Origin of the sequence: Catenulispora pinisilvae, from assembly GCF_015356865.1 — a bacterium.
Classification (GTDB): Bacteria; Actinomycetota; Actinomycetes; order Streptomycetales; family Catenulisporaceae; genus Catenulispora; species Catenulispora pinisilvae.
In genome coordinates this window covers 1-22,573 of record NZ_JAAFZA010000177.1, presented here as the reverse complement: position 1 = coordinate 22,573, position 22,573 = coordinate 1, and the positions used below count along the sequence as shown (strand labels likewise).

The 22,573-nt window shown below is 70.3% G+C and carries 22 protein-coding genes; 12 read left to right on the top strand and 10 right to left on the bottom strand.

Translation table 11 applies throughout. The features are described from left to right. Nucleotides 1-1,014: 1,014 nt before the first annotated feature. Complete coding sequence (locus tag IZR01_RS35145) at nt 1,015-1,533, bottom strand: DUF3145 domain-containing protein (RefSeq protein WP_194898558.1); 519 nt, start codon at nt 1,531-1,533, stop codon at nt 1,015-1,017. Between the two features lie 317 nt (nt 1,534-1,850). Then, on the bottom strand, nt 1,851-2,498 hold the full coding sequence (locus IZR01_RS35140; protein ID WP_194926359.1) for a TetR/AcrR family transcriptional regulator: 648 nt from the start codon (nt 2,496-2,498) through the stop codon (nt 1,851-1,853). Nucleotides 2,499-2,602: 104 nt separating this feature from the next. On the opposite strand from IZR01_RS35140, the gene IZR01_RS35135 reads away from it, so the two are divergent. Further along, nucleotides 2,603-4,828, top strand: a complete 2,226-nt coding sequence (locus tag IZR01_RS35135; protein WP_194926358.1) for an MMPL family transporter — start codon at nt 2,603-2,605, stop codon at nt 4,826-4,828. Between the two features lie 89 nt (nt 4,829-4,917). After that, nucleotides 4,918-5,655: a hypothetical protein gene (locus tag IZR01_RS35130; RefSeq protein ID WP_194898555.1), complete on the top strand. Its 738-nt coding sequence runs from the start codon at nt 4,918-4,920 to the stop codon at nt 5,653-5,655. A gap of 79 nt (nt 5,656-5,734) precedes the next feature. Here IZR01_RS35130 and IZR01_RS35125 read toward each other — a convergent pair whose 3' ends face one another. Then, complete coding sequence (locus IZR01_RS35125; RefSeq protein WP_194898554.1) at nt 5,735-6,688, bottom strand: 2-hydroxyacid dehydrogenase; 954 nt, start codon at nt 6,686-6,688, stop codon at nt 5,735-5,737. A gap of 63 nt (nt 6,689-6,751) precedes the next feature. Between IZR01_RS35125 and IZR01_RS35120 the strand changes: the two genes are divergently transcribed. After that, nucleotides 6,752-7,294, top strand: coding sequence for a DinB family protein (locus IZR01_RS35120; protein WP_194898553.1), 543 nt, complete (start codon nt 6,752-6,754; stop codon nt 7,292-7,294). 52 nt (nt 7,295-7,346) lie between these two features. On the opposite strand, the gene IZR01_RS35115 is transcribed toward IZR01_RS35120, so the two are convergent. The 3 genes from IZR01_RS35115 to IZR01_RS35105 form a co-directional block, all read right to left on the bottom strand. Continuing rightward, nucleotides 7,347-8,252: an amidohydrolase family protein gene (locus IZR01_RS35115; protein ID WP_323746667.1), complete on the bottom strand. Its 906-nt coding sequence runs from the start codon at nt 8,250-8,252 to the stop codon at nt 7,347-7,349. Nucleotides 8,253-8,257: 5 nt separating this feature from the next. Then, nucleotides 8,258-10,909, bottom strand: coding sequence for an SCO7613 C-terminal domain-containing membrane protein (locus IZR01_RS35110; RefSeq protein WP_194898552.1), 2,652 nt, complete (start codon nt 10,907-10,909; stop codon nt 8,258-8,260). Between the two features lie 451 nt (nt 10,910-11,360). Next, nucleotides 11,361-12,077 carry a FadR/GntR family transcriptional regulator gene (locus IZR01_RS35105; RefSeq protein ID WP_194926357.1) on the bottom strand — a complete coding sequence of 239 codons (717 nt, stop codon included), beginning with the start codon at nt 12,075-12,077 and terminating at the stop codon, nt 11,361-11,363. Nucleotides 12,078-12,259: 182 nt separating this feature from the next. Here IZR01_RS35105 and IZR01_RS35100 point away from each other — a divergent pair, with 182 nt between their 5' ends. The 4 genes from IZR01_RS35100 to IZR01_RS35085 all read left to right on the top strand — a co-directional run bounded on the left by IZR01_RS35100 (nt 12,260) and on the right by IZR01_RS35085 (nt 16,580). Further along, nucleotides 12,260-12,937 (top strand): gluconokinase, encoded by a 678-nt coding sequence (locus IZR01_RS35100; protein WP_194926356.1) that lies wholly within the window; start codon nt 12,260-12,262, stop codon nt 12,935-12,937. Then, nucleotides 12,934-14,361 (top strand): GntP family permease, encoded by a 1,428-nt coding sequence (locus IZR01_RS35095; protein WP_228560879.1) that lies wholly within the window; start codon nt 12,934-12,936, stop codon nt 14,359-14,361. Before IZR01_RS35100 ends, IZR01_RS35095 begins: the two co-directional genes overlap by 4 nt. Before the next feature lie 23 nt (nt 14,362-14,384). After that, entirely contained in the window at nt 14,385-15,968 is a 1,584-nt protein-coding gene (locus tag IZR01_RS35090) for an FMN-binding glutamate synthase family protein (RefSeq protein ID WP_194899127.1), read from the top strand. An 87-nt stretch (nt 15,969-16,055) separates the two neighbouring features. Then, a complete protein-coding gene (locus IZR01_RS35085) occupies nt 16,056-16,580 on the top strand; it encodes a GNAT family N-acetyltransferase (RefSeq protein WP_194926355.1) in 525 nt (174 codons plus the stop codon). Nucleotides 16,581-16,606: 26 nt separating this feature from the next. On the opposite strand, the gene IZR01_RS35080 is transcribed toward IZR01_RS35085, so the two are convergent. Further along, a complete protein-coding gene (locus tag IZR01_RS35080) occupies nt 16,607-16,912 on the bottom strand; it encodes a hypothetical protein (protein WP_194926354.1) in 306 nt (101 codons plus the stop codon). Between the two features lie 67 nt (nt 16,913-16,979). Next, nucleotides 16,980-17,831 carry a helix-turn-helix transcriptional regulator gene (locus IZR01_RS35075; protein ID WP_194899128.1) on the bottom strand — a complete coding sequence of 284 codons (852 nt, stop codon included), beginning with the start codon at nt 17,829-17,831 and terminating at the stop codon, nt 16,980-16,982. A 170-nt stretch (nt 17,832-18,001) separates the two neighbouring features. Between IZR01_RS35075 and IZR01_RS35070 the strand changes: the two genes are divergently transcribed. Next, the gene (locus tag IZR01_RS35070; RefSeq protein ID WP_194899125.1) at nt 18,002-18,889 is read left to right on the top strand and encodes an NAD-dependent epimerase/dehydratase family protein; all 888 of its coding nucleotides are present in this window, start codon (nt 18,002-18,004) and stop codon (nt 18,887-18,889) included. A 33-nt stretch (nt 18,890-18,922) separates the two neighbouring features. Here the strand turns inward: IZR01_RS35070 and IZR01_RS35065 are convergent, their stop codons facing one another. Further along, a complete protein-coding gene (locus tag IZR01_RS35065; protein ID WP_194926353.1) occupies nt 18,923-19,738 on the bottom strand; it encodes a hypothetical protein in 816 nt (271 codons plus the stop codon). A 128-nt stretch (nt 19,739-19,866) separates the two neighbouring features. On the opposite strand from IZR01_RS35065, the gene IZR01_RS35060 reads away from it, so the two are divergent. After that, on the top strand, nt 19,867-20,601 hold the full coding sequence (locus tag IZR01_RS35060) for a GNAT family N-acetyltransferase (protein ID WP_194926352.1): 735 nt from the start codon (nt 19,867-19,869) through the stop codon (nt 20,599-20,601). A gap of 116 nt (nt 20,602-20,717) precedes the next feature. Here IZR01_RS35060 and IZR01_RS35055 read toward each other — a convergent pair whose 3' ends face one another. After that, on the bottom strand, nt 20,718-20,951 hold the full coding sequence (locus IZR01_RS35055; protein WP_194900022.1) for a hypothetical protein: 234 nt from the start codon (nt 20,949-20,951) through the stop codon (nt 20,718-20,720). Nucleotides 20,952-21,042: 91 nt separating this feature from the next. Here IZR01_RS35055 and IZR01_RS35050 point away from each other — a divergent pair, with 91 nt between their 5' ends. The 3 genes from IZR01_RS35050 to IZR01_RS35040 form a co-directional block, all read left to right on the top strand. After that, nucleotides 21,043-21,456, top strand: coding sequence for a DUF4352 domain-containing protein (locus tag IZR01_RS35050; protein ID WP_194926351.1), 414 nt, complete (start codon nt 21,043-21,045; stop codon nt 21,454-21,456). 78 nt (nt 21,457-21,534) lie between these two features. Continuing rightward, nucleotides 21,535-21,993, top strand: a complete 459-nt coding sequence (locus tag IZR01_RS35045; RefSeq protein WP_194926350.1) for an SAM-dependent methyltransferase — start codon at nt 21,535-21,537, stop codon at nt 21,991-21,993. 278 nt (nt 21,994-22,271) lie between these two features. Then, nucleotides 22,272-22,573, top strand: a 302-nt coding sequence (locus IZR01_RS35040; protein ID WP_194926349.1) for a hypothetical protein, incomplete at its 3' end; no start/stop codon positions are given.

Here is a 22,573-nt window from a genome sequence, read left to right as displayed (position 1 = left end):
TTTGTACTTCTCCGGTCGGTTTTCGGTTCGTTCCCCTCGGTCGCGTCGGCAGGGCTTTGCCTACAGTGCCGGTGGCCGGGAGTCAAGTTCGCGCTATCAAAACCGCAGCTTGCAGGCTCGACCGCAACGGCGCGGACTTTACTCCCGGACACCGGTGCTGTACCCCTTGGGGCTGACGACGCGACCGAGGGGAACGAACCGCAACCACCTCACAAACCGCCGCCGCAGGGCCCTGAGGCGACCACCCTATGGAGCAGCGCCAGTTCCCCGAGGGAGCCGAGAGCCCCCGCCGGAGGCGCCGGCCCTTCACCAGGGCTCTTGACCTTGCCGTTGACCTTGCCGTTGACCTTGACTTTGCTGTTGATCTTGCCTGTGACCTTGCCCTGACCTGCCGGAGTTGAAGAGGCCTGAGGTCCGGCGGGGTCGTGAACACGAAAACCGGCAGCCGACAAACACACCCGCCGACCCGAACCCCGAACCGGCACAACCATAACCGAAGGCCGTAAAAAGCTTCTAAAACCCACAGACCAACCGCAACCCGCCCCGCAAACCCAGCCCCCAAAAGAAACCCCGCAGCCTTGCCTCAGCAGCAAGCCACGCCGACCCGCAGCGCCAGCCAGGAGCGGATCCCAACTGGCGACCAGCAACCGGCGGCGCCGACTGCCGAGCAAAGACCGGCGCGGCGCGAACTACCGGGCGAAGGTTGCCCAATGCGGCACTAGTCCGGGCGATCATCAGTCTGCACGGCCTGACCCAATCAGCGGCGCGCACCATCCGAGCCGTCAGAGCCATCAGAGCCACCAGAGCCATCAGAGCCGTCAGAGCCGTCAGAGCCATCAGAGCCATCAGAGCCATCAGAGCCATCAGAGCGACCAACGATCAGCGATCCGCGATCAGCGACCACCAATCAGCGATCCACAAAAACGATGATCAGTCCTCAAAATCAGTCGTCGAAGACCACTCGTGTGGGTGAAGGGTGCCGCCCCGTGCCGTCCAACGCACCCACGCCGGGCATCACCCGACCTGATGCAACCACCGCACCGGCGCCCCCTCACCCGCGTACCGGAAGGGCTCCAGTTCGTCGTCCCACGGCTTGCCGAGCAGTGCCTCGACCTCGCGCTCCAGGGTGGACTCGCCGCGGTGCGCCCGGCCCAGGGCGGCGCGCAGCCGGTCCTCGGCGATGACGATGTCGCCGTGCTGCCCGGTGGCTGCTCGGTAGACGCCGAGGGTGGGCGTGGATGAGTAGCGTTCGCCCTCGACCCCCTCGGATGGGTCCTCGGTGGCCTCGAATCGGAGCTGCTGCCAGCCCCGCAGCTGCGAGGTCATGCGTGCGGCGGTCCCGTTCTGTCCGCGCCAGGACAGCTCGGCCCGCCACGTGTGCGGTTCGGCGGGCTGGTGCGTCCAGTCCAGGCTGACGCGCACGCCGAGTACGCTCGCCACCGCCCACTCGATGTGCGGGCAGAGCGCGCGTGGAGCGGAGTGGATGTAGAGGACTCCGCTTGTCACTGTCTTGTCTGTCGACTGTGCCGTCATCGGGACCTCCTGGCTGTGCTGCGGCGAGGTTCGCCTTCCCCAGCGGCCTTGCCCGCACCACGACCTGGGGAGCCCCATGTCAGCGGCCTTTATTCTGCCGCACGCTCCGGGCGCGGCACCAGTTGTCTTAGTGCTCTTGCACTCTAGGCGCCCTGGCGAGTTCCGCACAGGCCGCCAACCGGGTGATCTTTATTTGGCCTTTGTGCCGAAAAGGGATATCAATTTACGAACCATCCGGGCTCGTGGATACGGCTGCTGAGACGGGGTGTGAGATGGGATGATGGTCGGATCGCCGCGCGCCGGTTCGGGGTTTCCCCTCAATCCGCTGCGATCAGGCCCCGGATCGTCAGGTCCAGCGTCCGCTCCCGCGCACGAGCCTGCTCCTGTTCCGACAGGTGCCGCTCCAGCGGTCCGCCCACCAGCAACAGCGCGTACCCGTGCACCACCGACCAGGCCGCGATCTCGGCCCCGGGCCGGCGCTCGGCGGGCATCCGGCCGGTGGCCACTATCGCGTCCAGCAGCCCGCCGAGCGCCTGGAAGGCCGCGGCGTCGGTGAACGGCACGCCCTCGAATTGCTGGCCGGGCACCTTGGTCAGGCAGAAGGCCGTCATGAACAGCCCGGCGTTGTCCACCGCGAAGTCGATGTAGGCGTTGGCCGCCGCGCGCAGCCGGGCCACCGCGACGTCGCCGGGGTCCCCGTCCGGCGGGACCGCGGCCACGGCCACGCCGATCGACCGGGCCAGCAACTCCAGCGCGTGGCCTTTCACCTCGAACAGCAGCGCCTCGGCATCCGAGAAGTGCCGGTAAGCGGCGGTGGCGGAGACCCCGACCCGACGCGCCACCTCCCGCAGCACCACCGCGTCGGGCCCGCCGGCCCGCGCCAACTCCACTGCCGAGTCCGTCATGGCGTTACGTAGGTCGCCGTGGTGGTAGCGGGTTCGCGGGGTGGTCTTGGGCGTGCTCACCTGTTCATCGTGCCTCATGTTGACACCGTTAACAATGACCGGCAGGCTTAGATGTTAACGGCGTCAACTTAGATGGCGCCCGGCCCGGAGGGGGCTTCACAGTCATGCTCGAAAAGATCGGCAGAATCGCGGTCGGGCGGCCCAAGGCCGTCCTGATCACCGCCTCGATCCTGATGCTCGCGATGGTCGCGGTCGGCATCGGCGCCTTCGGCGTCCTGAAGTCCGGCGGCTTCGACGACACCGGCTCGCAGTCCTGGAAGTCGCAGCAGGCCATCACCGCCGAGTTCGGCGGCGAGGCCAACCTGATCCTGGTGGTCGGCGCCCGCACCGGCGGCATCGACTCCGGCGCCGCCGCACAGGCCGGCCAGACCCTGACGCAGGAACTGGCGGCCGACCGCGGCGTGACCAACGTCGTGTCCTACTTCAGCGACCACAGCCCCGCGCTGCGCTCCACCGACGGCCGCGAGGCGATGGTGCTGGTCCGGGTGCTCGGCGACGACAACCAGGTGGGCAAGACCACCGACCGGCTGCTCAGCGGCTACGTCAAGGACGGCCCGGCGGTGAGCGTCCAGGCCGGCGGCGAGGCGGCGGTGAACCGCAACGTCACGACCCAGGTGAGCAAGGACCTGGCCACCGCCGAGTCGATCGCCATCCCGCTCACCCTGGTCCTGCTGATCCTGGCCTTCGGCAGCCTGGTCGCGGCCCTGCTCCCGCTCGCGATCGGCCTGGTCGCGATCCTGGGCACCTTCGCCGAACTGGCGATCCTGGGCCGCCTCACCGACGTCTCGGTCTTCGCGATCAACCTCACCACCGCCCTGGGCCTGGGGCTGGGCATCGACTACGCGCTGCTGATGGTCGCCCGCTTCCGCGAGTACCTGTCGCAGGGCACGAGCGTCCCGGACGCCGTCCGCGGCACCCTGCGCACCGCGGGCCGCACGATCGCCTTCTCCGCCCTGACAGTCGCCGCCGCCCTGGCCGCCCTGCTGGTGTTCCCGTTCTACTTCCTGCGCTCGTTCGCCTACGCCGGCATCGGCGTGGTCGTGATCGCCGCCGCCAGCGCGCTGATCATCATGCCGGCCCTGCTCAGCGTCCTCGGCACCCGGGTCAACGCCGGCCGCCTGCCCTGGGCCCGGAACTCCTCCCAGAGCTCCGCCGCGCCGGCCTGGGGCCGCCTGGCCTCCGCGGTGATGAAGCGCCCGGCGCTGATGGCGCTCCCGGTCGTGGCCATCCTGGCGTTCCTGGCCACACCGCTGCTCGGCGCCTCCTTCGGCACCCCCGACGAGACGGTCCTGCCGACCAGCGCGCCCGCCCGCCAGGCCGCCGACACGCTGCACAACAGCTTCCAGGGCAACCAGGCCACCGCGGTGCAGATCATCACGACCGGCCCGGCCGACACCTCGTCGGTGGCCACGTACGCGGCGAAGCTGTCGACGCTGCCGGGCGCGGTGCGCGTGGACAGCAGCGCCGGCTCGTACGCCCAGGGCGCCGCGCTGGGCCTGGGCCCCTCCGACGCGGGCATGGCCAACACCTCCGCACAGCACCTGACGCTGTTCACCGCGGCCGACGGCCACTCCTCCGCGGCGGAACATCTGGTGCGCGCCGCCCGCGCCCTCCCCGGCCCCGGCGGCACCTCGACCCTGATCGGCGGCGACACCGCACGCCTCATCGACTCCGAGCACGGCATCACGGCGCGGCTGCCCTACGCGATCGGGTGGGTGGTGCTGACAACGTTCATCGTGTTGTTCCTGTTCACCGGCAGCGTCACGCAGCCGCTGCGGGCACTGGTCTTGAACACGCTGGGCCTGTCGGCATCTATCGGCACGATGGTGTGGATCTTCCAGCAGGGCCACCTCTCCGGCCTCCTCGACTTCACGGCCCGGCCCATGGACACCGCGATGACGGTGCTCCTGTTCTGCATCGCCTTCGGCCTGTCGATGGACTACGAGGTCTTCCTCACCAGCCGCATCAAGGAACTGCACGCACAAGGCGCGGACCTGCACGACTCGGTCAGCGAGGGGCTGGCCCGCACCGGGCGCATCGTCTCGACGGCGGCGGGGCTGCTGGCGGTGAGCTTCTTCGCCTTCGGCACCGCATCGGTCAGCTTCCTGCAGTTCTTCGGCCTCGGCTGCGGCGTCGCGATCCTGATCGACGCCCTGCTGATCCGCGGGATCCTGGTGCCGGCCGCGATGCGGTTGCTGGGGCGGAGCGCTTGGTGGGCGCCGGGGCCGCTGCGGCGATTGCACGATCGGTTCGGGGTCAGTGAGGGCGCGGTGGCGGAAGGCGAAGCACAGCCCGCCGAACTCATCGGGTCAGCGCAAGCCACTCGGTAGGCACCTGGCACCTGCCTTCGCGACCATCGACGTGAACACCGGCTCCCAGTAATGTCCCAGTGTTCGATGATCGATCGCGAGGAGGCAGCGTGACCGCGAGACAGGACCGGGCTCTGGTACTCGTGCAGACCGGACGGCCGCTGGCTCTGGGCTTGGTGAAGCTGGCGATCGGGTTGGCGCTGGCCGCCGCGGGGTTCCTCGGCATCTTCGTGCTCGCCTCCGCCATCGGACTGGTCTCGCTCGTGTGGATCGCTCCGCTGGGGGCGTGGCTGATCTGGTGGGCCTGCCTCCTGATTCCCGACGGGTTCTCCGATGCGACAGTGCGTCTGCTGTACGGGCGGGTGCTGCCGCCCAGGGCGATGATCATCGACCAGCAGGGGGTGCGTTACAGCGGCGAGTACGCGGGCGCGGCCACGGGGACGTTCGACTTCGACGTCCCCTGGTCCGGCATCCACGACGCCGGATTCCGCCCCGGTCCGGGAGACTACAACTGGTTCTGCTTCGACATACAGACCGACCTCCCACGGCCCGGGCCGCAGCTCCGTCAGGCGGTGATAGACGCGGGCCGGGCCGGGATAGCGGTGCAGATCGAGCAGAACTGGATCGCCGCAGAAGTCGGCGACGACGCGACGGTCGCCGAACGCCGGATCATGTCGAACATGTTCTGGTTCGACACACCGCTGGCAGTCAACCTCGGTACCTGCCGCCATGCCCGGCCCGCCCGCATCGACGCCGCGCTGCGCCGCTGGGCCCCGACCGGATTGCGCTGCGACCCCCAGGAGCGGGAATGGTGGCATCCGCCGCTGCTCGACCGCCTGCTCCGCTAGCTTCCCGCGCCACCGCCTAGCCTCGCCTCGCCTCGCCTCGCCTACCGGTGACCCGCACCGTCACGGTCGCGTGCCACCATCACCCCGTCCACACCACATTCGTCAGCTCCTCCCCCGCCGCCCACCGCCCCAACTGCTCCTCGATCACCCGCAGGGCCCGCGGCAGGAACGCCGACGACGCGCCGCCCACGTGCGGCGTGATCAGCACGTTCGGCGTGCGCCACAGCGGGTGGTCTTGGGGCAGGGGCTCCGGGTCGGTGACGTCCATCGCGGCGCGTAGGCGGCCGGAGGCGCACTCCGCCATCAGGGCGTCGGTGCGGGCCACCACGCCGCGGGCGACGTTCACCAGGAGGGCCCCGTCCTTCATCCGTGCCAGGAAGGGCGCGTCGATCATGCCGCGGGTCTCATCCGTCGCCGGGACCACCGTGATCACCACGTCCGCCCGCGGGAGCAGGGTGTCGATCTCGGTGAGCGCGTGGACGCCGTCGCGGGCTGTGCGGGCCACTCGCAGCACCTCGACCTCGAAGCCGGCGAGGCGGCGTTCGATCGCGGAGCCGATCGAGCCGTAGCCGAGGATCAGGACTGTCTTGTCGGCGAGCGCGTCGTCGACCGCGCCGCCGCCGTCCAGGTAGGTCGGGGACCAGTCGCCGTGCTCGGCCTGCCGGACGTAGCGCGGGATGCCGCGCAGCGCCGACAGAGTCAGCGTGACCGCGAGTTCGGCCGTCGAGGCGTCGTGGAGGCCGCGTGCGTTGCACAGGGTGACGCCCGCCGGCACGTGCGGCACCACGTTCTCGTAGCCGGCCGTCAGCGTCTGGGCCACCTTCAGGCGGGGCATCCGCGCCATCAGTTCCGGGTGCGCGTTGATGAACAGGTAGGGCAGCACGAAGAACTCGACTTCGTCGATCGAGTCCGGGATCCCGCCGGGCGCGTCGACGTCCACGCCGGTGAACACGTCGGCCACCAGGCCCTCTGGCACTTCCTTCGCCGACTGTCCGAAGGGGACCCACACCCGGCGCGAGTTTGTCTGCGGCATGAACCGCACTTTACCCACCGTCCCGCGCCACACCGGTCACGCCGGCCCCACTAGGGTGACGCCATGACCATCACCCCGGACACCAAGAACTGGACCTGGGTCCTGGAGCGTCCCTGCCCGGAGTGCGGCTTCGCGGCCGGCGCCGGCAGTCGCGACGAGGTCCCGGCCCTCCTGCGCGCCAACGCTGAAGCCTGGCGCGCGTACTTCGCCCAGAACGACCCGGAGCACGTGCGCATGCGCCCGGACCCGGACAAGTGGTCGCCGCTGGAGTACGCCTGCCACGTCCGCGACTGCAACAAGATCTACTCCCTGCGCGTCGGCCTGATGCTGGAGGAGGACGACCCGCAGTATCCGAACTGGGACCAGGACTCGACCGCGGTCGAGGACAAGTACAACGAACAGGACCCTGACACGGTCATCGCAGAACTCATCGACACCACCGAGCAGGTCGCCACGCGCTTCGCGTCAGTGTCCGCCGACCAGTGGAAGCGCACCGGCCACCGCGGCGACGGCTCCGACTTCACCGTCGAATCGCTGGCCCGCTACTTCGCCCACGACCCGATCCACCACCTGTGGGACGTCACCGGAAAGCGCCACGACAGCTGAGGGGACGAGAGCTGCCGGCTGACGCCCGTCAGAATCTGTCGGCTGACGCCCGTCAGACCCCGAAGATCCGCGCCGCGTTCCCATGGCACACGGCGCGGAGCCACCCGTCACCGAATTCCAGGCGGGACAAGGCTTCCAGCGCCCGTGTGTAGGAGTAGGGGATGTTCGGGAAGTCGCTCCCGAACAGGATCCGCTCTTCGAACTCCGCGATCCGCTTGCGCTCCCGGTCCGGCAGGTCCGCGCCCCCGAAGAAGTCCGTGAACGCCATCGTCGTATCGAACAGCACCCCGTCATACCGCTCGGCCAGGTCGAGGAACCCGACGTACTCCGGCAGCCCGAAGTGCGCGATGACCGGCCGCAACGTCGGGTGCGCGGCCAGCACCCGGGCCATCGGCTCCGGCCCGGTGAACCGGGTGGCGACCGGCCCGGAGCCGCAGTGCACGATCACCGGGACCCCGGCCTCGGCCAGCGTCCCCCACACCGGATCCAGCAGCGGGTCGGCGGGATCGTAGGCGCCGACCTGGACGTGGGCCTTGAAAACGCGGGCCCCGTCCTCGATCGCCGCCGGAACGTAGGCAGCGGCCTCTGGCTCGGGGAAGAATGTCGCGCTGTGCAGGCATTCGGGCGTCCGCGCGGCGAAGTCGGCGGTCCACGCGTTCAGGCTCTCGGCCATCCCCGGCTTGTGCGGGTAGGCCAACGAGGTGAACGCGAGCAGGCCGTAGCCGCGCAGGATCGCCAGCCGCTCGTCCTCGTCCTGCCGATAGCGGATCGGCCATTCGCGGCCGATCAGCGGCCCGGCCGCGTCGAAGTAGGCGCGGATGCGGTCCAGCAGGCGGTGCGGCATGAAGTGCGTGTGGACGTCGATCAGGCCGGGCAGGCCAAGGGACTGCCAGAAGCGGCGCACGTCGGCGGACTCCGCGGCCAGGGTCACCGTCGCGTCAAGATCTCGTTCCGTCACGAGAGCTACCGTAGCTCGCCGAACTTGCGGCCGAGCGCACGCACATCGCGGATGCGACGTTCGTACGTGACGCCCAGGACCAGCAGCAGCGCGCCGGCCATCGCGATCAGCGTCCAGCGCGGGACGGCGTCGTAGGCGGCGGCCAGGGCCGGCGAGAGCTGCGCGATGGCGTCGATCGCGAGGACACACGCACCGACGGCCAGCGACGCCTGTAGACGTCCCCTGATACCGGCGATCAGGACGAGCAGCGAGGCGACGCCGACCAACGCCGGGCGCACCAGGCCCGGGTCCGCGAGCGCCTGGATCAGCGTCGGGGCGAGGCCGGTGATGAGACCGGGGCCATAGCAGGGCCACGAGGCGGCTTCGCGGTCGGTGCGGCGGCGCAGGTAGCCGGCGGCGAGGAGGATCGCGGCGGCCGGGACGGTGTAGGGCTCGACGGAGTGGACGTGCGATTCGGCGAGGCGGACCCAACTGCTGGCGAGCAGAAGCAGAAAACTGATGATCGCCGGCAGGTGGATCGCGGCCCGGAGATCGCCCGCGATGACATCGGGCTGCCCGAATGTGGCGCGGACATCGGCCGCGGACTGGCTGCCGACCACGCCGAGCGCCGCGATCAGCGCCGCCGCGCTGCCGCCGATGAACAGCGCCAGCCAGACCGGATCGAGCTGATTGGCGGCGATGGTGCTGATGGCGGCCAGCGCATAGATTGTCGGGCCCGTTATTAGTGCGATCGCGTTCAAGCTCCGCAGGAAGGCATTCGCCACAACAGAGACCGCGGCCGCTGCCACCACGAGGATCAGCGCACGCGAGCCGAGGTCGGCGTTCGGCGCGGCCCACCTATGGACGGCGTCGGCCTCCAGGCAGATGAGGGCCTGGACGAGTGCGGGCCAGGCAGGCGCCAACGGCTCCCGGCCGAGGACGATCGCCGGTGCGGTCGCGGCAAGGAGCACAGCGGTGGTCGTCGTCAGAGTGGACGGTTCGTAGGCAGACAAGCCGATCGCCGTGGCCGCTGCCACGAGAGCGACGGCCTGATGCGCAGCCGCCAGGGGGCCGGCAAGGTTCGCGCGGAGCACGTAAGTCACCGCCATCAGCGCCGCTGCCACCACGGCCAGGACGACGCCGGTCTGCTCGAACGTCGCACCCTGATAGACCGCGATCAGAGCCGCCTCGACACCCACCAGCGCAGCCGCAGCTGTGGCGAGGACAGTCTGGTAGCGGGTGACTCGGGCGGCGATCACCGTGGCGGCCAGGGTCACGGCGACCGCCATCACCGTCAGGGCCGGGGAGCGGAGCGACCAGAGGCTGGCGTGCGCGAGGAAGCAGGCGCCGAGGATCGCGGGCGGCGTGATGTTCTCAGGGGTCTTCACTACTGCGACGATCAGCAGCGTCGCTCCCAGAGCCAGCTCCCAGGCGACGGCGGCCGGGAACGGCCAAGCCGCTTCGAGCGGCATCAGGATCAGGTTCACGACGACCAGCGCGGCGACGCCCGGGACGGCGATCTGACGTGCGGTCACGCGAGTCCTAGGCACAAGCAAGACGGCCGTGGCGAGCACTGCCAACGCCAGTACGGCAAGGTGCGCGCTGCCAGACCAGGGCTGGCCGGTGCGGATCGCGTCGGTGGCATGCAGGCTGCGGACCTGAGCCCAGGTACTGTTCCACCCCTCATCTCCGCCGACCGCACCCGGCGCTGCCAGCGCCTCCGCGATCGGCTTGGCGGCCGTCAGCAGGGCACCGAGGCCCACTGCCGCGACTACCACAGTCGAGGCACGTGCGACGCGGGTCGGGACCAGCAACACGGCGACCGCGGCGAGGAGGGCAGCCGCCGCGACCGCCGGCGCGCGCCAGCTCGCGTCCAGATGCGGCGCCACGCCGCAGGCTGCTGCGATACCGGTGGCGACGGCCAGGGCGAGGTGGAGCTCGGTGGCTTCGTGGCCCGCGGCCCACACGGCGATCGCGGCGAGCGCCAGCAGTTCGAACGACCCCCACGCCGAGCGCTCGTCGGCGGAGCCGTAGGTGGCGGCCGCGGCGGCCGTGAGTGCGAATGCCCACCAGATGTAGGTACTGACGCGCAGGACCCTGACATCGACGACGCCTGCGAAGCCATCGAACTTCGTCATGACGTGGAAGCGAAACGCGATGAGGGCCGCGGCTTCGAGCCCGTAGACAGCCGCGACACCGGCCGGATGCGCGATGCTCGTCTCGGCCGCCAGCGGCAGGGCGAGTTCGGCGGCGAGCAGGGCCGCGAGGCCGAGTGCCCGAAGCCGGACTTGTGTCAGCCACACGGTTACCAGCAGCGCGATCGAGGCTGACGCAGCACTCGCATACGTGGCCGGCGCGGCTCCGCTCGCCAGACCCGCCAGCCGCAGTCCGACGCTGTCGACGACCAGCAGCGCCACGGTCAGGGCCGCCACCGACTCGGCGGTCGCGGGCAGCGCACGACGCGCGGCCACCGTCGCCGCGGCCGCCGCCGAGAGGGTGACGACGGCCAGCACCCCGACACGTCCGCCGGCACCGAGCGTGCCCCAGTTCACGGCGATGAAGATGAGGGCCGCGAGGGTGAGGAGCAGGACACCGAGGCTCAGCAGGAGATTCTGGACGCTGCGACGGCTCCACTCGGCGCGCGGGCGCCCGGACTGATAGCCCGGCGGCCAGGGCACCGGCATTGGCATAGGAATTGGCGCTGTCAAAGGCATCGGCGTTGGCGTTGGCGTTGGCGTTGGCATCGACATCGACATCGACATCATCGGCGCGGACGCAGGATACGCAGGGGACTGCGACGCCATCGCTGGAATCGGCATGGCAGCACCGGCTCGCAACGTTCGCAGCAGCTCAACCCGCTCGGCGGCCAGTGACGCAATACCCTGATCCACCGCCCAGAGCCGTGCGGCCACATCGCCGGCCAACACCAACCCGCACGCCACGCACCGCTCCGGCCGCTCAGCCAGGGGTGCCCCGCAATCCGGACAACGGACCAGCACGTCTTCCATGCCAGCAACCCTGGCGTATCGCAGGCGGCGCCGGCATCCGCCGCGATACTCAGTTCTGGCCCGGATCTACTCAGATCTCGCCGCCGGGGTCCGCCGTTCCCTCCGACCCACCCCAGCCGTGCTACTCCCCCCGCCGAGCCCCCAACCGCATGTGAATATCCTCCAACGACTCCGCGACCACCGCCCGCATCCCCACCTCAGCCCGTCCCGGGTCCCCCGACGCCACCGCGACCGCGACCGCGTCGTGCCGATCGGCGTCCGCCGGATCCGGCGCCGTCGGCAACAGCTTCAGCGCCGCGCGCCCGCGCAGCAGTTCCTCGGTCACCGGCGCCAGTTGGGCGAACAGGGGGTTGCCGGACATCGCCAGTACCAGCCGGTGGAAATCGACGTCCGCTTCCAGGAACGACGTCCGGTCGCCCTCCGCTGCCGCCGCGCGCATGCGCGCCGAGCGCTCCAGCAGCTTGGTGCGCATCGTGCGATCCGCGTGGCGCGCGGCCGCCGCGGCCGCCGTCGGCTCCACGGCCGCGCGCAGCTCCGTGAGCTCATCGAGCACTGTGATGCGCTCCGGGCCGGCGAGGCGCCAGCGGATGACGTCCGGGTCGTACAGGTGCCACTCCTGTACCGGCCGTACCGTGAGTCCCACGCGCTGGGTGCTGCGGAGCAGCCGTTTCGCCTGGAGCGCCTGGACCGCCTCGCGGATGACGGTGCGGCTGACGCCGAAGCGCTCCGCGAGGTCGTCGGTGCGCAGCACGTCGCCGGGGGCGTGCTGGCCGCTGGCGATGGCCTGGCCGACCTCGTCGGCGACCTTGCCGGCCAGTCCCTTACCCAACTCCGGCATTCGTTCCTCCCGTGGCATGCCCGACGTACCCGACCATCATCGCGCTCCCGGCGGGGATCGGCGCGGAGGCCTCTTCGTATTACGGAATAGTCACCACCTCTTCAATCGTCATACTTTTTGGCCTACCGTGGCGCGTGGTGCGTCACGAGGTGTCGCGTACCGGGTCGAAGGAGACTGCAAGCGTGAACGCCGAACCAAACCCCGCAGCGGGCGCCGTCCGCGGCGCCGAGCCCCCCATCCTGCTGATCACCGGCGTCTCCGGCAGCGGGAAGACCACCATCGGCTCGCTCCTGGCCGGCCGCCTGGGCTGGGAGTACGCCGAGGCGGACACCTTCCATCCGGCGGCCAACATCGCCAAGATGTCGGCCGGCCATCCGCTGACCGACGAGGACCGCGGGCCCTGGCTGGACAACATCGGGCAGTGGATCGACGAGACCACCGCCAAGGGCCGGCCCGGTGTCGTGACGTCTTCGGCCCTCAAGCGCGCCTATCGCGACCGGCTGCTCAAGGGACGGCCGCAGGTCCGGCTGATCTACCTGGACGCCGCCCGCGAGACCGTGGCCCGCCGGCTCACCGCGCGCAACGGCCACTTCTTCCCGCCGGAACTGCTCGACTCGCAGTTCGGGGACCTGGAGCCGCCGGCCGACGACGAGCACCCGGTGCGGGTCAAGGTCGACGACCACGACTCGCCGCTGACCGTCGCCGAGCAGCTGATCCACACCGAGAAGCTGGACGCGGTGGAAGCCGCGCATGATGCCGAGGCTGCGCACAGCGCGCCCGCCAATAAGGCCGAAGCCACGCACAGCACCGCCGCCCACGACGCGCAGGCCAAGCCCGCCGACAAGGAGGCCGGCGAATGACGGCCTCCGCTCTCGCAGCCAACCCCCTCACAGCGCACCCCCTCCTCGCCGAAGCGGCCGCCAAAACCGCCAAATCCACCGCCTGGACCGGCCACGACACCCGCCTCATAGCCGTCGCCCTGGCCGGCATCGCCCTGGTCGTCGCCCTGACCGCGGTGACGAAGATCCACCCCTTCCTCGCCCTGCTGGTCGGCGGCCTGTTCGTCGGCGTCGCCGGCGGCATCCCGGTCGACAAACTCCTGTCCACCACCGAGACCGGCGTCGGCGGCGTCCTGGGCGACGTCGGCGTGATCGTGGCCCTGGGCGCGATGCTCGGCAAGATGCTGGTCGACTCCGGCGGCGCCGACCGCCTGGTCGGCGCGATCGTGGACCGGGTCGGGGAGAAGCGCGCGCCGTGGGCGATGGTCGTGGCCGCGATGGTCGTCGGCATCCCGATGTTCTTCGAGGTCGGCCTGGTGCTGATGGTCCCGATCATCTATCTGGTCTGGAAGCGCACCGGCGGCTCGATCCTGCGGGTGGGCATCCCGGCGCTGGCCGGTCTGTCGATCCTGCACGGCCTGATCCCGCCGCACCCGGGCCCGCTGGTGGCGATCAACGCCCTGCACGCGGATCTGGGCACCACGCTGCTGTTCGGCGTCATCGTCGCCATCCCGACCGCGATCATCGGCGGTCCGCTCTACGGCACCTGGATCTCCAAGCGCGTGCACCCGCACCCGCCGGAGGAGCTGTCCGAGCAGTACACGGTGACCCAGCGGACCGACGGCAAGATGCCCTCGGTGCTCACCACGCTCTCGGTGATCCTGCTGCCGGTGGCCATCATGCTGGTGAAGACCGTCATCGACATCGCCGACAGCAGCCCGGACTCCGAACCGCACAAGGTGATGGACTTCATCGGCGACCCGATCATGGCGATGATCATCGGCGTCACCTACGCGGTGGTGGCCCTGGGCTTCGGCAAGAAGGCCTCCGACGTGATGGGCTCGGCGCTGGGCCCGATCGCCGGCATCCTGCTGATCATCGGGGCCGGCGGCGGGTTCAAGCAGATGCTGGTCGGCACCGGCATCGCCGACTCGATCGGCAAGGCCGCGAACAACTCCCACCTGTCCCTGCTGCTGCTCGCCTGGCTGATCGCGGTCGGTATCCGGCTGGCCACCGGGTCGGCCACGGTCGCGACCGTCACCGCCTCGGGCATCATCGCGCCGATCGCCGCGTCCCACACGGACACCTCGACGGCGTTGCTGGCGCTGGCGGTCGGTTCCGGCTCGCTGTTCCTGTCGCACGTGAACGACGCCGGTTTCTGGCTGGTGAAGGAGTTCTTCGGGATGGACGTCAAGCAGACGTTCAAGTCCTGGTCGGCGATGGAGACGATCCTGTCGAGCGTGTCCATCGTGTGCATCCTGATCCTTGGATCTTTCGTGCACTAGTGTGCGGCGGCATGGGACTGCTCATGCTGCCTGCTCTGGCACTGCTCACGCTGGCCTCGGCGTGGGCGGTGTCTTTTTCGCTTTTCTGGCTGTTCGCCCTGATCCCGTTCACGCTGTTGCTGCTCCTCGGGATCTTCGACGTGCTTCAGCCCAAGCGCTCGATCCTGCGCAACTTCCCGGTCCTGGGGCACGCGCGGTTCATGATGGAGTACATCCGCCCGGAGATCCAGCAGTACTTCATCGAGACCAACACCGACGGCCGCCCCTTCGACCGCGACACCCGCACTGTCATCTACGAGCGGGCCAAGGGCATCCACGGCGAGGCGGCGTTCGGCACCGAATTGGACGTCGAGGCCTCCGGGTATGAGTTCCTCCAGCACTCGATGTCGCCGCAGCAGCCGTCACCGGGGCAGCCCCGGGTGCTCGTAGGCGGCCCGGATTGCAAGCACCCGTATGAGATGGCGCTGCTCAACGTCTCCGCGATGAGCTTCGGCGCGCTGTCCGCCAACGCGATCCTGGCCCTGAACAAGGGCGCCAAGGCCGGCGGTTTCGCGCACGACACCGGCGAGGGCGGCATCTCGCCCTATCACCGCGAAGGCGGCGCCGACCTGGTCTGGGAGATCGGGTCCGGCTACTTCGGGGCCCGGACCGCGGACGGGAACTTCGACCCCGAGAAGTTCCGGGACAAGGCCGCCGACCCGCAGGTCAAGTGCGTGGAGCTGAAGCTGAGCCAGGGCGCGAAGCCGGGGCTGGGCGGCGTGCTGCCGGGGGCGAAGGTGACGCGGCAGATCGCCGACATACGCGGTGTTCCCGAGGGCGTCACGTGCATCAGCCCGCCGGCCCACAAGGTGTTCAGCACGCCGCGCGAACTGGTGCTGTTCATCGCGAAGATGCGGGAGCTGGCCGACGGCAAGCCGACCGGCTTCAAGCTGTGCGTCGGGTCGCGGCGCGAGTTCCTGGCCGTCTGCAAGGCGATGCTGGCCGAGGACGTGACACCGGACTTCATCGTCGTCGACGGCTCCGAGGGCGGCACCGGCGCGGCGCCGCTGGAGTTCGAGGACAACGTCGGCACCCCGCTCACCCAGGGCCTGCTGACCGTCCACAACGCGCTGGTCGGCGTCGGGCTGCGGGACCGGATCCGGATCGGCGTCAGCGGCAAGGTGGCGCGCGGCACCGACATCGTGAAGCGCATCGCCCAGGGCGCCGACTACACCAACGCCGCCCGCGCGATGATGATGGCCGTCGGCTGCATCCAGGCCCAGAAGTGCCACACCAACCACTGCCCGGTCGGCGTCACCACCCAGGACCCGAAGCGCTACCGGGCTTTGGACGTGCCGGACAAGGCGGTCCGCGTCCAGCGCTTCCAGGCCGCGACGGTCTCCGAGGCCCAGCAGCTGATCGCCGCGATGGGCCTGTCCGGTCCGCAGGATCTGCGGCCGGAACTGGTGCAGCGCCGCGTCAGCCAGCGGAAGACGAGCACTTACGCGGAGCTCTACCACTACCTGGAGCCCGGTGAACTGCTCGGGGATCCGGTCCAGGGATGGGAACTGGACTGGCAGTACGCGGACCCGGACACGTTCCGGCCGGTAGGCCTGAAGCTGGGGTAGTCACAGTCACAGGCGTAGTCACAGGCTTAGTCGTAGTCACAGGCGTAGTCACGAAGGCTCAGATCGCGGCCGTCCTAGAGTGGTGTCGTGATCACCACCGAACGCCTGCGACTGCGTCCCGCGACCATGGCCGACGTCGACTTCTGGATCGAGCTGCACGCCGACCCCGAAGTCAACCAGTACGTCGGCGCGTACACCCGGGAGAAAGCCGAGACCCGGCTGCGCGGCATCGAGGACAGCTGGGCGGCTCGCGGCTACGGCTTGTGCGTCGTGGAATCGCTGGCCACCGGCGAGGCGATCGGGCGGTCCGGGCTCAACTGGTGGGAGCAGTTCGGCGAGACCGAGGCCGGCTGGACCTTCGCCCGCGAGCACTGGGGCCACGGCTACGCGACCGAGGCCGGGCGGGCCGTTCTGGACTGGGGCTTCAACAAGCTGGAACTGGATCGGATCACCGCGTTGATCTCTCCCGGCAACCACCCCTCGATCGCGGTCGCCGCGCGGCTGGGGATGACGCCGCGGCGCGAGGAGGAGCTGTTCGGGAAGCCGTGCGTCGTGTACGCGCTGGATCGAGCGGAGGTCGACGCCGCCGCTGCGGCAAAGTCCAAGTTCTAGGCCAAGTTCTAGGCCTGGGCCTGGGCCTAGGCCGACGCCTCGCTGAGCCGGAACCCGCGCCGCCGCTGCCAGCCCGCCGCCGAAGCCGTGCCGACCGCCAGCCCGCCGATCAGCAGCACCCACGGCACCGTGGCGTCGTAATGCCTGGCCTGCGCATAGTCCTGGGTGACGGTGTGCCCGTCGGCGAAATGCGTGATGCACTTGTCCGTCGCGGTCATGCGCTGACCGTCGCAGGTCGGAGTGGTGTTCGAGCCCTGGTACATCGCGTACGCCGCCACGATCACCAGCAGCACGCCGATGATCACCCCGACCTTCGTCGCCCTCGCCAACATGCTGACAACCGTAGCGGTAGGGGCGCCGTTCGCGGGGTCAGGTCCTCCTGTCCGCGACGTAGTTTCGCTACGTATTCGCCTCGGCCATGCTCTGCGTCCCGATCACGCGCAGCAGTTGCAGCGCCTGGTACGCCGGGGTCCCGGCCCGCGCCGAGTGGATGATCAGCCGCTGGTCGTGCTCCGGGGAGAACATGACCTCGCAGTCCAGGTCGATGCGCCCGACGACCGGGTGCAGGACCGTCTTGTGGTCCATCCGGCGGCGCCGCACGTCGTGCCGCTCCCACAGGTCCGCGAACCGCTGGCTTCGTACCCTGAGTTCCTCGACGAGCGCGCGCAGCGGGGCGTCGTCGGGGTGGGCCGCCAGCCGGGCCCGCAGGTCGGCGACCGTGTTCTCGCCGTTGCGGATCAGGTCCTCCGGCACGAACCGCTCGGCGGCCTCGGGGTTGCAGAAGTGCTGCCAGGCGATGTTCCGCTGCTCGGCCGGGAAGCGCCCGGGATCGCCCATCAGCGCGACCTGCATCGCGTTCCAGGCCAGCATGTCGCCGCGGTCGCTGACCACCAGCGCCGGGGTGTCGTCCAGCTTGTCCAGCAGGTGCAGCACGCCGGGCCGGACGTGTTCGGTCGGCGCCCGGCCCTCGTCCTGCGGCATCAGGCCGGACAGGTGGAACAGGTGGTCGTGCTCGTCGCGGGTCAGCCGCAGCGCCCGCGAGAGCGCGCCGAGCACCTGCGCCGAGGGCTGCGGACCACGGGCCTGCTCCAGCCGGGTGTAGTAGTCCACTGACATCCCGGCGAGCATCGCGACCTCCTCCCGGCGCAGCCCGGCGGTACGGCGGCGGCCGTTCGCGGGCAGGCCCAGATCCTCCGGCCGCAGCCGCTCACGGCGGATGCGCAGGAAGGCGGACAGTTCGGCGCGATCGATCTTGAGCACCCCTCCAGCATCGCGCAATGGCGCCAACCTATCCAGGGATCGGCGGTCCCAGGATGAGCCGGTCTCTGCACACCGGCCCCGACCTGCGGCAACGTTCTGGACAACAGCAAGACACGACATCGGCGGCCCGGCAGGCGCCGCCGGCGAAGGAGACGAATCCCATGACCACCACTGCTTTCTCCAAGCCCATCCTCATCACCGGTGGCACCGGCAAGGTCGGCAGCCGGCTGATCCCGCGGGTGCTGGCCCAGGGCGAGCCGGTGCGGGCGCTGGTCCGCGACCCGGAGTCGGAGACCGCGCTGCGCCTGCGCCGGGCCGGCGCCGAACTGGTCGTCGGCGACCTGACGACGCTGACTCAGGCCGAGATGAAGCCGCTCGTCGACGGCACGTCCGCAGTGATCCACCTGGTCGCGGCGTTCCGCGGCGGCGAGAGCCCGGAGCGCTCGGCCGCGGTGAACACCGACGCCGCCGTGGCCCTGGCCCGCGCCGCCCTCGACGCCGGCGTCCCGCGCTTCGTGTTCACCAGCACCAACCTGATCTACGGCGGCGGCCACAACGGCCCGCAGACCGAGGACGTGGAACTGGGGCCGCTGCCCTCCGAGGCGCCGTACCCGATCACCAAGCGCGCCGCCGAGAAGGCGTTGCAGGAGCTGCGCGCAGACCACGGCCTGGACCTGCGCGTCCTGCGCCTGCCCTTCATCTACGGCGACGGCGACCCGCACATCGAGGAGTTCCTGAACCGCCCGCTGGAGATGCACCCGGCCGGCCGGCTCCAGATGGCGCACCACGCCGACATCGCCCAAGGCATCCTGCTGGCCCTGCGCGCCGAGGGCATCACCGGCGAGGTGTTCAACATCTCCGACGACTCCGCGGCCACCCTCGCGGAGATCTACCGCTTCCTGGGCCGCGAGCTGACGCCGGAGATGGCCGAACGCGCGATCAAGGACCCGTGGTACGGCATCGTGAACAACACCAAGGCCCGGCGGGTGCTCGGGTTCCGGCCGCTGTTCCCGACGATGTGGCAGGCCGTGGACGCGGGAGTGATGTAGGGCGCGGGAGTGATGTAGTGATGTGAGGGGTCGTCAGCTTGGCGGAGTGGCTGGGACCGCGGCGTCGGCGGCGGCGGCGAGGATCGCGGCGTCCCATACCGGACTGTCCAGCAGGGTGCTGATCTGCTTCGCGGTGAGCAGCATCGGGGCGCCGGGGGTCGCGGGACCCTTCTCGGAGGGGGCGTTCGTCTCGATCGCGACGAGCCTTGTGCCGTCGGGACGGACCAGGGTGACCGTGAGGTGGTCGGGATTGCGGCCGTTGTCCGGGCCGCGTGACTCGTCGGTGTAGACGACCGAGCCGTCCGGAAGCACCTGGGGCGTGTCGTGCGCGGCGATGGTGTCCTGCTGACCGCCGATGATGAGGTCGAGGAAGCCGATCCCGCGCGGGGCGGTGATCTGGGAGAGGATCTCGCCAGGCCGGACTATGGCGGAGAAGCCGGTGACGCCGGTTCCAGCGAGGCCTTGCTTCAGGGCACCGACCACCTGGGCGGTGGGGAGCTGCTGCGGGGCGTCGGTGGTGGCCGGGGTCTCGGTGGGGGTCTCGGTCACGGTCTCGGTCACGGTCTCGGTCGGGCTCGGGCTCGGGCTCGGGTTCGCGGTCGGGGTCGGGTTCGCGGTCGCGGTCGGGGCGGCTGGCGTGGCCGGGGTGCTCGGGGCGGCGCCGGTCGCCGTCCCCGCTCCGTGGTGTGGTCCGAACAGAACGACCCCCGCGAACACCAAAGCCACCGCGACCGCCGAGCCCACCGCCTCCACGACCCACTCCATCCGCCGCATCCGCGTCCCGCGCGACACCCCGCCGGCGGTCAGGCGTCCGACGTCCGGATCGAGCCGACTCGCGGTCTCCCGCATGGCGTGAGGTAAGTCGTCGCGCACGCGTCACCTCTCTTGGCTCGGCTTCTCTTGGCCCGGTCTCTTGGTCCGGTTTCTCCTTGCGTGGTACTCGACGCGCGGTGGGTGGCGGTTGTTACGGTGGCCGCATGTCGACTGTCGCGGCCTGCGAGGCCGCCCAGACCTGCTGGTTCAGCTGCCGGGCCGGCGCGCTCGGCGGCCAGACGTGGACCGACGGGCCGCTGCACTGGACCCGTGAGGGCGCGGAACAGAATCTGATGTTCCCGACGCGGATTCCGGCCGATGCGGTCCGGCGCGGGGTGGAACAGGCTCGCGAAACCGGCGTACGGATCGTCGGCGCTTGGCTCGGGACGGATGTCGACGCTTCGGCGTTGGCGGCTGCCGGGTTCGAGCGGGGGTGGGCGCCTTCGTGGATGACGGCGCCGGTCGCCGACGTCGGCGTGGCCGATGACCCTCGCGTCGAGCTTCAGGAGGAGAGCGACGACTACAGCGGCGAGTACGCGGACTACGCGGAGATGCTGAAGCTGACGCGGGTGCGTCCTCAGCACACGTGGTACGCCGCCGCTTATGTGGAGCCCGGCAAGTCCGCGAGCCGCAAGCTCGCCGGCCCCAGGTTCGCGGGCCGCGCGTGGTCGCATCTGACCGGCGAGACGGCCGGGGTGTTCGACATGAATGTCTGGCCGCGGCTCCAGCGGCGCGGGATCGGCAGCGGTTTGCTGCGCGCGGTGGTGGCGGCCGCGGCGCAAGCCGGTGCGCGGGACGCGGTGCTGAACGCGACGCCGGAAGGGCAGCTGCTGTACGAAACCTGTGGCTTTCGGCAGATCGGGGCGGGGATCACGTGGTGGCTGCACCTCGAGGCATGACGTCTACCTGGCTGGCAGCCGGGGCCACGGCCCGCTAACCTTGCCTGGCTCGCGCGGCGTCGGGAGGGCGGTGCGCAACGGGGAGATTCAAACGTGGGGGAATCAGTGAATTTGCATTATCGGCGTACCCGCATGCCGGTACGCGTTCTGCTCGCGGCGGGGCTGGTGGCGTTGGCGGCTGCCGGATGCGCGTCGCAGGGGACTGTTTCAGCGCAGACCGGACCGGGGGCCACGGATTCGGCCGCGTCGCTCGCTTCGGCGTTCGGCTCCGCTTCCGGCGCAGCCGCGGCCTCGGCCTCATCCACTGACACGGGTTCGGCTTCGGGCTCGCCGTCGGGCTCGGCGTCCACGTCGAATCAGGACTCTTCGTCGGTGACGTCATCGGACACTGATTCACCGGCGGCGCCGGCGTCCACGAGCAGCCCGACGACGAACGCCCCGATGTACAAGCTCACCGACGTCGTCACCGAGGGCGGCTTCAAGTTGAAGATCAATTCGATCCAGCTGCCCTGGAACCCGCCGGCCGGTTCGCAGTTCACCCCGGCGCCGACGCGAGCCTGGCTGCTGATGGACTTCCAGGTCACCAACGTCGGCGGCCAGCCGTCGATGTTCGACACCATCGGCGCCTTCGACCTGCGGGACAACACCAACGCCTCGCACCTGACGTCCGTCGTCTCCGGGGACACCCTCCCGGCGGCGAAGAAGTTCGAGGACCAGGAGGTGGCGCCCGGCGCCACGGTCGGCGGCGAGGTGGTCTTCGACGTCCCGGTCAACGGCGCCCCGTTCCGGCTCATCTACTCCGGGAACATGTGGCACGCCAGCCAGACCCCGCCGGTGATCTCGCTGAGCAAGTGAGCCCGGCGGCGTGAGCCCGGCCGCACCCGGCCCGGCCCCGCGCTCCCCCGAGCCCGGCCGCGGCCTATCCTGGGCCGCATGACCACCACCATCATCCCGATCGGCCAGGTCGTCGGCGGCCGCACCGAGCCGCGCGACGACGACTGGGGCGGCGAGCAGGCCGTGATCCGGCTCGACGAGCGCTTCGGCCCCGAGGCCCTCGCCGGGCTGGACGCGTTCTCGCACGTGGAGGTCGTCTACCAGTTCCACCTGGTGGATCCGGACAAGGTGCAGACCGGGGCCCGGCACCCGCGCAACAACCCGGAGTGGCCGCTGGTCGGCATCTTCGCGCAGCGCGGCAAGAACCGGCCGAACCGGATCGGCGTCTCGCGCTGCCGGCTGGTGCAGGTGCAGGGGCGGGAGGTGCACGTCACCGGGCTCGACGCGGTCGACGGGACGCCGGTGCTGGACCTGAAGCCGTACCTGGCGGAGTTCGGGCCGATCGGCGAGGTGACGCAGCCGGAGTGGGCGACCGAACTGATGCGTCAGTACTACTGAGCTGCTGCTGAGCTGCTACTGCTGAGCTGCTAGCGAGCTGCTACTGAGCCCAGGTCGGTGACGCAGACGCTGCCTGGGCGCGCGAAAGCGGCCCGCGCGGCATCGCCGCACGGTCCCGCCACACCGGACCGCCGCACCGGCCCCGCCTCGGGTACCGGTACGACGCTCCGCGACGTATCGCTACTACGCCCTATTACGCGAGTTCTCCGGCACCGCGCTCGGTCTCGGCGTCACCGCCGCTACCCTCACCGTCACCCCGGTGCCGCACCGTCTCGACCATGTGCCCGACCGCCTCCCGTCCCTTCGACGCGGTGTTCCGGGTGATCTCGAACGCCTGCACCTGGATCACGTTCGCGGTCTGCCGCACCGCGGGCGCGTCAGCGACCTTCCGCGCCGCCGCCGACGAGTACGACTACGACGACGACCCCCTGGAGTCCGGCCGCCGGGGCGGCGACGGCGGAGGCGGCGTCGACCCCTACCACCTGGCCGATCCGCAGGCGTTCCTGGACGCCCTGGACCGGGTGCCCTTCCTGGTCTCGCTGGAGTTCCGGCACACCGCGGTCACCGACCGGGGCGACCG